Source organism: Vibrio sp. YIC-376 (assembly GCF_052353105.1).
Lineage (GTDB): Bacteria > Pseudomonadota > Gammaproteobacteria > Enterobacterales > Vibrionaceae > Vibrio.
The window spans coordinates 345,866-356,718 of sequence record NZ_JBBWFK010000004.1 but is presented as its reverse complement, the minus strand read 5'-3'; the positions used below and the strand labels follow the sequence as shown (position 1 = coordinate 356,718).

The following is a 10,853-nucleotide window of genomic DNA, read 5'->3' as shown; positions in this document are numbered from 1 at the left end:
CTCACTCCACTTCGATTTTTTGAGCAATGGTTTCTCTCACCGCAACCGACACACCACGTACCTCTACTTGTAATGGGTCACCCATCGGAGCACGCCTGATAACTTTAACTACTGTGTTTGGTAGTAGCCCCATTACCATCAGCTTTTTTCTTACATCTGGTGAAAGGCCATCTAGAAAGCGAATAGTCACCGAATCTCCGGGTATAACTTCTGATAATTTCATAGTGGTCCTTAATATAATTGCTAATGATAAAAATTATCATTTAAACATTTAGGTTTTAATAATACTCCTCTATCACCACACAATTATTGTGTGAAATCAAAGATTCCATAAATGTTTTCACAACCACAAACGTCAACTACGTTAATTTTCTTTACGTTATTTTCGTCAAATTCAAAACATCGCTCGCTGATTTATCATGCAAAAAATCACGATGCAAACATCTAAATATAAATAATCAAATAATATCAACAACTTATATAAACAATAAAATGTTGTCGCTTTTCTCATATAAAGATGTCGTTATTTTTATAAGAAAAATAAGTAACCCCTCGTATAGTTAACCCATCGAGAGGGAGACCTCTCAAATGTATTCCAGAGGTGGCACTACACATGCCACTCCGGCAGCAAGCGAAGGTGTCATTGACACCCGTGGTATAGTCCCCCCGGCTATACCACGATATTTTTTTCATTGATTCTTATCCCACTGAATTCTAAATCCAAATAACGCATTGGCTCGTTTCACTAACCACAAAACCGATACCTATATTCCAGATTGATTCATCAGTGCCCTATGTGCCTGTCCTATAAACCACCAGAAAGAACGAGAAGCGCGAAACCTCAAAGCTCAAGTGACTTCCGTAAAAGCACCCCACTACGGTAGCTGCGACTCGTATACAGATATGACTTTCGAACTAAGAAAACCTTTTAAAGGAAAGGAAGTGCTCCACTTAGCAGAAAAGTGGCTTTGCTCTTTAATTTAGATAAACACCATGTGACGGTTGACTAAGAAATAGAACACCATAAGACGTCTCAATAAGATGAGGTTATACGGCCACCGTAAATCAGTGATCAGAAATAGCGTAGGAAAAATGCTCGAGAACAAGGCAGGATGTAGAGCGTTGGCACTGGCATCGGTTCAAATTAAGTGGGTGTATAAGCAGAAAGGTGTAGTTAACTAACGTCTTGGCTTTCTTGAGTCATCACAAACTTAGAAGGAGGTAGGCCAAAATGTAATCTGAATTTTTGACTAAAGTAAGAAGGATCGTTGAAGCCGCAATTGAATGCGACCTCACAGATTTTTTCTCCGGCGAGTAACTGCTCGCAAGCAGTCTCTAAACGAACTTCCGTTAGATAATCTTTTAACGTTCTTGACGAGGCTGACTTGAAACGCCTTTGTAAGCTACGCTCAGACATAAACAGCATTTTAGCTGCCGAGGCAGTACCGAACTCCGCATCATGGTAATGTTCAGCAACTAACTGATAGACCTTTTGCAACCATTCATCTTCAGGTGTAACTAGCGCTTCAGAATCTCTCTCCGCCTCAAACTCCAATATTTCTTCTTCTACATGGATTAATCCTTTCGCCACTGGCCATGTGATCTCAATTTTATTTTGTGCATCCGAAGTAAATACGGCCAAATGGCCACCACTTTCTGCAACCAACTGTGACAAATTGTCGATACCCAGATCGGTGTTATTACTGTTTGAAATATGGCCTGTTACTAATTTGCTCGGTAGCTGAATCCCGTAATCAATAAAGCTTAACCATACAATATCACTGCCCTCAGCCAGCATGATCTTAACAGTTTGTCCACGAAATGAACGCTTTATGATATTGGCAAAGATAGTGTTAAAAATGACATCTAAGTTAAAGCTATCCAGAGCAATTCGACTCGATTTCTGTTCATCAATGAGTTCTACCAATACACCCACTTTCGCGAAGTCGTCTTGCCACACATCAACTACAGATTGAGTTATTTGGCTCAAATTATAGTTTTGACTCCCATTACTTGAATCACATGGGCCACTTCGCAACTCATTTAATTGCCAGTAAGTTTTTGCAAATTGGTCTTGTGTCGGAACATCGATAGTATGAGGAAACTTAGACGCAATATAATCCACGCTTGATTTTATAGATTGTGCTACGTGATCCACCAATAAGTTTCTCACCTGAATCTGCTTGCGAAGTTGTTGATTGCTGCCCAATAGCACCCGACTTTGGTGCCGTAGCTGGTTAGTCTTTAAAGTAACTTGCGCAGCCAGCGCCCGGTTGACTTGGACCATATAACGCGATCGCCAATAAGTAAGCCCCCCAAGTACGATAAGCGTCGCTGCCAAAAAAGCAAATATAGCTAGGGAAGATAAATACCATGGCTGCTGAACGACAAAGCGAGACTCTAGCCCTATCAACCCTGCTGAAAGTTGAGATTGACTGCTTATCTGCAGATTATATTCGCCTGAGTTAAGGTGTTCTAGCGTCAACTGGCTTCCTTCCAGCGTCTGCCATGGCTCATTTTCACTCAGCCTATAAAACAAGTCTTGACTATCGGGTCTGGGCATAATGCCAAAAAGAAAACTCAACGAGGAACCATAGGGTAATTTAATCCCATCAAGGTTGGTGCTTCCAACTTGAATGACCTCATTTTCGTGTACCACCTGACTTACAATAAACTTTGATTCCGGAGCATTTGAGACCTGTAGTTTTGACGTTTCGACTTTAACCAGTCCAAATTTAGATCCCAGGATCAATTCGCTCTCGCCTTCTTTTTCTCCCTGAATAACTGAACATATACCTGGCAAGAATTCGTTATTGATCAAACCAGAAGAAGAAGAAAAATGTTTGATTAATTGGCCAGATAAGCGGTAATAACTTAATCCGACCGATGAGGCGAGCCAGACACCGTTAGGATCGCTGATCATACAAGCTGGTCGAGCATTAGGGACGCTCAGCTCCAATACTTGTCTTTCATCGCTGTCTTTTACCGTCTTAAACAAGCCATAAGACGAAGCAAACCACTGTCTTCCATCAGCAGCGGTAATGATATCTAACGATTCACCAAATTGTTCCGAAAAATGGTTAAAACGAATTTGCTCATCATCATATTCGTACACACCATGGTCTGTACCAATCAATAAACGGTCTTCGGTATCATACAACCGAGTTATTTTTGCAGGTAAGTACTGACTGACCATCCATTCACGACCAAGGTTTCGCACTCGTTTATTATTAATATCAATGTTATAAAGTTGATATCCACTTGATACCCAGAGGCGTGACGTACCATCAGTGGCAAGATGTTCAACCGCATGTCCTGCCATGACTTGTAAGTAAGGAAAGATGACTTTTTTTAGTCCATCAAGCTCGAAGACTTCTAACCCTTTCGATGTCGCTAGCCAAAGCATGCCACCTTGAAATGCAAACTCGTTAATTTGAGATTGTGATTCGAGAATTTTTTCATTCCCATGCCTGCCGCTACGGTATAGCTTGTAATCGTCAGCAAACCATAGAGCACCATCCGGCCCAGATACCGTGTGGCGAATTCTCCCCGACAATGTCTGCGAATCGTAACTACTGAATGTAATTCGCTCAAATCTTTTACTAAACAAGGAATAATAACGAATACCATTACTGGTTGCGATCCAAATCCCCCCCATATTGTCACTCAACAGCGAATAGATCTTAGTGCTATCCAGCTCTAGCTCAAGAAAGCTTGCTGATTCGATCTCGGTGATCTCTCCGGACAAAAATGAATATAGATATAGCCCATGTTCGGTTCCAACCCAATATTCTTGATTTGTCTCAGCAAACGTCAAAACATGCGAGCCGCCAATTCTGGTCACTTCTTTATCGGGTTGATTGATGTTGATAATCAAAGCACCTTGAAGCGTACCAACTAATATTTCACGCCGCGTGGGAGAATAGTAGATTTTTTCGATGTAACGTTGGCCGGATGCAACAACATGATCAAACGCATTTCCCTCTGACAAATAAAACCCCGAGGTGGTGGCAAGTGCCCACTTACTTTTGAGAAATACGGCATCGTTAATATAGACGTAACTGTTGTTGCTGTGCTGATAAAGATGGAGCAAAGAAAAGGTTTTTAACTCACTGGATTCCGTGTTGTAGGTATAAAAATTAGCGCCGTCGCTGACCCAAATATAGTGACCAGAAGAGCCGATTTTTCTAATCTGAGAACCTGGGTTTAAGCTGAAAACCAAGTTTCTCTCTTGGTTTGGGTATGTTTGGTAGACCTCGTTTTCAACGAACGTCCAAAAAGAGCCTTTATAGTAGGCAAGTTGCTTGGCTGGTTCCTGTAAAAAGCTCCCTGATTTGGGAAGTATATTCTGGCCATCGTAGAATAAAACCCGACCGTGAACGTCGTGTATCCAAAGCCCACCTTGCTCACCCAAGAATAATTTTTTTGCCGCAATAAAAGTCCCCTTAACCTGTGTAGGCAAAGGGTAAAAAATAGCATTGGCATAGTTGTATGCAAATGCTTGGCATGAAATTACCACTCCCATCAAAATGAGAGCTAAACAGCGTAGCAAGACGAAACCTTTTAGATCTAATTTATCCCAACTCTTAACGCTTCATGCCTTCCATAGCAGTTTATTAACACGCTTATTTTGAGTCGCTAATTATCGGATAATGATATCTCAATTCGTTCTATAGAAAAGGATTCGCCTTACCAAAGGTTGCAATTATTACTGTCAGATCACGTTAAAGAGAAAAATTTCACCCAGAAAGTAATCCCTATCACTATTTTTGGCTTAAGCATTGTTCAAAGCTATCCGCCATACGGTTTAAGAAGGTAAAGTAACTACCAGGTTTTACCTCAATCGTGCTACCCAGTGGATCCAGCTCACCTTTAGCAACTTGGCTTCCTCGCATCACACTTTCTACAACTGCAGGCGTGAATTGTGGCTCGGAGAACACACATGCCACATCTCCAGAGCTGAGTGCTTTACGAATTTCAATCAATGTTTTTGCACCAGGCTTACGGTCAGGACTTACTGTGAAGTGTCCGAGTTGCGTCAGTTGATATTGCTGTTCGAAATAACCGTAAGCATCATGAAAAACATAGTAGCCTTTATCTTTCACAGGATTGAGCTTCTGTTTAATTTCACTGTCTGTCGCACTTAACTGAGTTTCAAAATGGGTCAGGTTCTCTTGATACTTAGCCGCATTTGATGGATCCACTTCTACTAGCTTGTTTGTGACTGCAATCGCTACATGTCTGATAGGTTCAACCCCTAACCAAAAGTGTGGATCGTGGTTACCATGGTCGTGACCATCATGGTCATGTTCGCTATCAAACTCACGTAATGGTAGATCTGGAATTTGGCTAATGGTTAGGGAGTTATCTCTATCGGCGACAACTTTCTCTAAAAAAGGCTCCAGATCGTGACCATACCAAACAATCAAATCAGCTGATGCGACTTTTTTGACATCTGAAGGACGCAACGCATAGTCATGAGGTGACGCATTCGAGTTCAATAATACGTCTGGTGTAGTCACACCTTGGGTAAGCTCTGTCACCATCATCTGAATAGGTTTGATGCTGGTCATAACAGTCATTGCTTGTGCTGGAAGTACCAGCATCGCTGTTGTAGCAAGAATTAAGGCTCTTTTCATAGTTTTACTTGGGATATAGAGTGGAAAGTGCAATAATGTTACATTATAACATTATTAGTTTGCAATTGAGTTTCATTCATGACTTCATTAGTCCATCTAGAACAATTGTGCGTCGAGTTTGACGGCCGCAAAGTTCTCGATAACATCAGCATGGAATTAGTAAAGGGTAAAATAACAACCCTGATCGGTCCCAACGGTGCTGGTAAATCAACGTTAGTGAAAGTAATTTTAGGTCTTCAGAAACCGACTAACGGAAAAATATCTAAACCAAAAAAATTAAAAGTTGGTTATGTTCCACAGAAGTTGAAACTCAATGACTCGTTACCACTGAATGTGATCCGCTTTTTAAATTTGGCAGGAAAATTCAGTAAACAAGAGTGTATTGAGGCATTAAAACTAGTCGGTGCAGAACATTTAATCAGCAGCAATATGCACCGCCTGTCCGGCGGCGAAAATCAACGCGTCTTACTCGCTCGCGCGCTACTGCAGCGTCCACAGCTATTGGTTCTAGATGAGCCAGCCCAAGGTGTTGATATTCAGGGGCAAATCGACCTGTATGATTTAATCGAAAGTATCCGTCACCGCTTTGATTGCGGTATTTTTATGGTCTCCCATGATTTGCATCTAGTAATGGCTAAAACAGATGATGTTATCTGTTTACATCATCACGTTTGCTGTTCAGGCTCTCCTGCAATGATTACTCAGCACCCGTCCTACATTGCTTTGTTTGGTAGTGCTGCGAGAGAATCGTTGGCGTTTTACCATCACGACCATCACCACCACCACGATTTATCCGGTGATCCGGTTTCTGGTGATGCATCATCTTGCTCTAAGCATAACCACGGACATCACCACCATGATTGAGTTTCTTTTACCTTCTATCCTTGCCGGTATTGGCATCGCAATCATCGCTGGCCCGCTAGGTTCCTTCGTCGTATGGCGTAAAATGGCCTACTTTGGCGACACACTAGCCCATGCATCATTAATGGGTTTAGCGCTTGGCTTTTTACTCAACGTCAACCTGTATCTGGCATTGTTGGTGTGTTGTTTAGCGTTAGCCGTCCTGCTGGTCACATTGCAGAAACAGCAATTGGTTGCCACAGATACCTTACTCGGCATACTGGCTCATAGCTCACTATCCATAGGTCTGGTATCGGTAAGCTTTTTGGATAACGTTCGTGTCGATCTGATGAGTTACCTATTTGGTGATTTGCTGGCCGTTTCGTCTCAAGATCTGATGTTTATTTATGCAGGTGTCATTGCTGTAAGCGCATGTTTGTTTATTTTCTGGCGTCCTTTAGTCTCGAGTACAGTGAGTGAAGAACTTGCTGCAGTCGAGGGAGTCAATACAGATCTTGTTCGTCTCGTGTTGATGTTGATGGTTGGTGTAGTAATAGCGGTGGGAATGAAGTTTGTTGGCGCGCTAATCATGACGTCATTGCTTATTATTCCTGCAGCAACGGCTAGAAAGTTATCATCTACACCTGAGCAGATGGCACTGTTTGCATCCATTATCGGGGCAATTTCTGTACTAATAGGACTGAGTATGTCCTGGCACTTTGATACCCCAGCGGGACCATCGGTAGTGATAAGCGCAACAGCGCTGTTTATGCTAAGTCAGGTGATTCAAATTAAAGATTAATAGCGAAAGTATATTTAGTTCGATAAGCGGTGAACAACTCTATGCTTTATTACTATTTTTACTGACCAAACATAAGAAACAGAAAAGCCTGGCAATGCCAGGCTTTTGAGTAAGACAGGTTGATATTACCAACCAGTTACTTCACGCAGACCTTGACCGATATCTGCTAGAGACTTAACCGTCTTAACACCTGCCGCTTCTAGTGCAGCAAATTTGTCTTCAGCTGTACCTTTACCACCAGAGATAATCGCACCAGCGTGGCCCATACGCTTACCTGGAGGAGCAGTTACACCAGCGATGTAAGAAACAACTGGCTTCGTTACATTTTCTTTGATGAACGCTGCCGCTTCTTCTTCTGCTGTACCACCGATTTCACCGATCATTACGATCGCTTCAGTTTCTGGGTCTTCTTGGAACAGTTTTAGGATATCAATGAAGTTTGAACCTGGGATTGGGTCTCCACCGATACCAACACAAGTAGACTGACCGAAACCTTCGTCTGTAGTCTGCTTAACTGCTTCGTAAGTAAGTGTACCTGAACGAGATACGATACCTACTTTTCCTTTCTTGTGGATATGACCAGGCATGATACCGATCTTACACTCGTCAGGAGTGATAACGCCCGGACAGTTAGGACCGATCATGCGAACGCCAGTTTCTTCTAGCTTCACTTTTACGTCGATCATATCTGTCGTTGGGATACCTTCAGTGATTGTTACGATTAGCTCGATACCTGCATCAATCGCTTCTAAGATTGCATCTTTACAGAAAGGTGCTGGAACGTAGATTACTGTCGCAGTTGCGCCAGTCGCTTCTACTGCTTCGCGAACAGTGTTGAATACTGGTAGACCTAGATGAGTTTGGCCGCCTTTACCAGGTGACACACCACCAACCATTTGCGTACCGTATGCGATAGCTTGCTCTGAGTGGAAAGTACCTTGACCACCAGTGAAACCCTGACAGATTACTTTAGTGTCTTTGTTAATTAATACAGACATTATTTTGCCTCCGCAGCAGCAACAACTTTCTGAGCAGCGTCAGTTAGCGACTCAGCAGCAATGATATCAACATCAGAATTAGCAAGAACTTCGCGACCTAGATCTGCGTTAGTACCTTCTAGACGAACAACAACAGGTACGTTTACACCTACCTCTTTAACCGCACCAATAATACCTTCTGCGATCATGTCACAACGCACGATACCACCGAAGATATTTACTAGTACTGCTTTCACGTTGTCATCAGATAGGATGATCTTGAATGCTTCAGCAACACGTTCTTTAGTTGCGCCACCACCTACGTCCAGGAAGTTAGCAGGTTTACCACCGTGTAGGTTTACGATATCCATCGTACCCATTGCCAGACCAGCACCGTTAACCATACAGCCAACGTTACCATCTAGTGCTACGTAGTTCAGTTCCCACTGAGCTGCATGCGCTTCACGCTCGTCTTCTTGAGAAGGATCGTGCATTTCACGAAGCTTAGGTTGACGGTATAGCGCGTTTGAATCGATGTTGATCTTACCGTCAAGACATAGCAGGTTGCCTTCAGCAGTAATAACAAGTGGGTTGATCTCTAGTAGAGCCAGGTCGTACTGAGAGAACATGGTGCCAAGACCCAAAAAGATCTTAACGAATTGTTTGATTTGGTCGCCTTCAAGACCAAGTTTGAACGCAAGCTCGCGACCTTGGTAAGCCTGTGGACCTACTAGCGGATCAATTGCTGCTTTGTGGATTAGTTCCGGAGTTTCTTCCGCAACTTTTTCGATTTCCACGCCACCTTCTGTAGAAGCCATGAAAACGATCTTACGGCTAGCACGGTCAACTACCGCACCTAGGTATAGTTCGTTAGCAATGTTTGAAGCTTCTTCAACAAGGATTTTAGTTACAGGCTGACCATTTGCATCTGTTTGGTAAGTTACTAGATTTTTACCTAGCCACTTTTGTGCAAACTCTTTTACGCCATCTTTAGTATCGTGTAGCTCTACGCCGCCCGCTTTACCGCGGCCACCAGCGTGAACCTGACATTTAACGACTTTCTTCGCTGTGCTGATACGGCCTGCAGCTTCAAAAGCTTCTTGTGGTGTATCACATGCGTAGCCTTCCGGCACAGGCAAACCGAATTCTGCAAACAGCTGTTTGGCTTGGTATTCATGCAAATTCATTTCGATATTCCGTTTGTTTTTCCCTTACGGGATTTATTATTTCCATAACGCTGCAGTCTTGGCTGCTTGTACGTCTGTAGGGTCTTCTCAAATAAATCACTTAGTGATTCAAATGAAGGCCAAACGTTGAGCTAGTCTAGCCATTGAAATTTTCAACGTCTAGCTACTAGAGGTAACTAGACGTTTTAGCGATATTAAACGTCTAATAGGAGACGTGCTGGATCTTCTAGTAGCTCTTTAACGGTTACTAAGAAACCAACTGACTCACGGCCATCGATTAGACGGTGGTCGTAAGATAACGCTAGGTACATCATTGGCAGGATTTCAACCTTGCCATCCACCGCCATTGGGCGATCTTGGATTTTGTGCATACCTAGAATCGCTGATTGCGGTGGGTTGATGATTGGCGTAGACATCAGTGAACCGAACACACCACCGTTAGTGATAGTGAAGTTACCGCCCATTAGCTCGTCTACCGTTAGCTTGCCATCACGACCTTTAACCGCCAGCTCTTTGATGCCTTTTTCGATGTCAGCAAAACCTAGTGTGTCACAGTCTTTTAGTACTGGAGTAACCAGACCACGTGGCGTCGATACCGCCATGCTGATGTCGAAGTAGTTGTGGTAAACGATATCGTCGCCATCGATTGACGCATTTACTTCTGGGTAACGTTTTAGCGCTTCAGTTACTGCTTTCACGTAGAAAGACATGAAGCCTAAACGGATACCGTGACGCTCTTCGAACTGATCCTTGTACTGCTTACGAAGATCCATGATTGGTTTCATGTTCACTTCGTTAAACGTAGTTAGCATCGCAGTGCTGTTTTTCGCTTGAAGTAGACGGTTTGCAACGGTCTTACGTAGGCGAGTCATAGGTACACGTTTTTCACTACGTGCCACTGCTGGTGCTTCTACTGCAGGAGCTTCAGCCTTTGGAGCAGCTTTAGCGTTAGCTAGGTACGCTTCAATATCTTCACGAGTGATGCGACCACCAACACCAGTGCCTTTCACTTGGCCAGCTTCAAGGTTATGTTCCGCAAGCAGACGGCGAACAGCTGGGCTAAGTGCATCGTTGCTCTCTTCTGTCAGCGCTGCTTTGTGGCGCTTGTCTGGAGAAGCTTCAGTGCCTTCTGTAGTATCTGCTGTTGGTTCACCAGCAACTACACCTGGCTTGATCTTAGCCAGAAGCTGTTTTGAAAGTACTGTCGCACCTTCTAATTCAACGATAGCTTCTAAAACGCCAGCTTCAGGAGCAGGTACTTCCAGTACCACTTTATCAGTTTCAATATCAACCAGAACTTCATCACGCTCGATTGTGTCACCTGGTTGTTTGTGCCATGTCGCTACGGTTGCATCAGCAACTGATTCAGGTAAATCTGGAACCAGAATTTCAATTGTCATATGTGTTT

Annotated in this window: 8 protein-coding genes; 2 read left to right on the top strand and 6 right to left on the bottom strand. The window is 43.2% G+C overall.

From position 1 onward, the window contains the following. Window position 1 precedes the first annotated feature (1 nt). The 3 genes from WJM94_RS10665 to WJM94_RS10655 form a co-directional block, all read right to left on the bottom strand. Window positions 2-223, bottom strand: coding sequence for a FeoA family protein (locus WJM94_RS10665; protein WP_444494205.1), 222 nt, complete (start codon window positions 221-223; stop codon window positions 2-4). A 951-nt stretch (window positions 224-1,174) separates the two neighbouring features. Beyond that, on the bottom strand, window positions 1,175-4,552 hold the full coding sequence (locus WJM94_RS10660) for a helix-turn-helix domain-containing protein (RefSeq protein ID WP_444494204.1): 3,378 nt from the start codon (window positions 4,550-4,552) through the stop codon (window positions 1,175-1,177). 211 nt (window positions 4,553-4,763) lie between these two features. Further along, window positions 4,764-5,639 (bottom strand): zinc ABC transporter substrate-binding protein, encoded by an 876-nt coding sequence (locus tag WJM94_RS10655; protein WP_444494203.1) that lies wholly within the window; start codon window positions 5,637-5,639, stop codon window positions 4,764-4,766. A gap of 78 nt (window positions 5,640-5,717) precedes the next feature. On the opposite strand from WJM94_RS10655, the gene znuC reads away from it, so the two are divergent. Both znuC and znuB read left to right on the top strand, forming a co-directional pair. Continuing rightward, window positions 5,718-6,503 carry a zinc ABC transporter ATP-binding protein ZnuC gene (znuC, locus tag WJM94_RS10650; protein ID WP_444494202.1) on the top strand — a complete coding sequence of 262 codons (786 nt, stop codon included), beginning with the start codon at window positions 5,718-5,720 and terminating at the stop codon, window positions 6,501-6,503. Further along, a complete protein-coding gene (znuB, locus tag WJM94_RS10645) occupies window positions 6,496-7,281 on the top strand; it encodes a zinc ABC transporter permease subunit ZnuB (protein ID WP_444494201.1) in 786 nt (261 codons plus the stop codon). Before znuC ends, znuB begins: the two co-directional genes overlap by 8 nt. A 125-nt stretch (window positions 7,282-7,406) precedes the next feature. On the opposite strand, the gene sucD is transcribed toward znuB, so the two are convergent. The 3 genes from sucD to odhB all read right to left on the bottom strand — a co-directional run bounded on the left by sucD (window position 7,407) and on the right by odhB (window position 10,845). Further along, window positions 7,407-8,279: a succinate--CoA ligase subunit alpha gene (gene sucD, locus WJM94_RS10640; protein WP_005486020.1), complete on the bottom strand. Its 873-nt coding sequence runs from the start codon at window positions 8,277-8,279 to the stop codon at window positions 7,407-7,409. After that, a complete protein-coding gene (sucC, locus tag WJM94_RS10635; protein WP_444494200.1) occupies window positions 8,279-9,445 on the bottom strand; it encodes an ADP-forming succinate--CoA ligase subunit beta in 1,167 nt (388 codons plus the stop codon). Before sucC ends, sucD begins: the two co-directional genes overlap by 1 nt. Before the next feature lie 194 nt (window positions 9,446-9,639). Beyond that, window positions 9,640-10,845 carry a 2-oxoglutarate dehydrogenase complex dihydrolipoyllysine-residue succinyltransferase gene (odhB, locus tag WJM94_RS10630; protein WP_444494199.1) on the bottom strand — a complete coding sequence of 402 codons (1,206 nt, stop codon included), beginning with the start codon at window positions 10,843-10,845 and terminating at the stop codon, window positions 9,640-9,642. Between the last annotated feature and the right edge of the window lie 8 nt (window positions 10,846-10,853).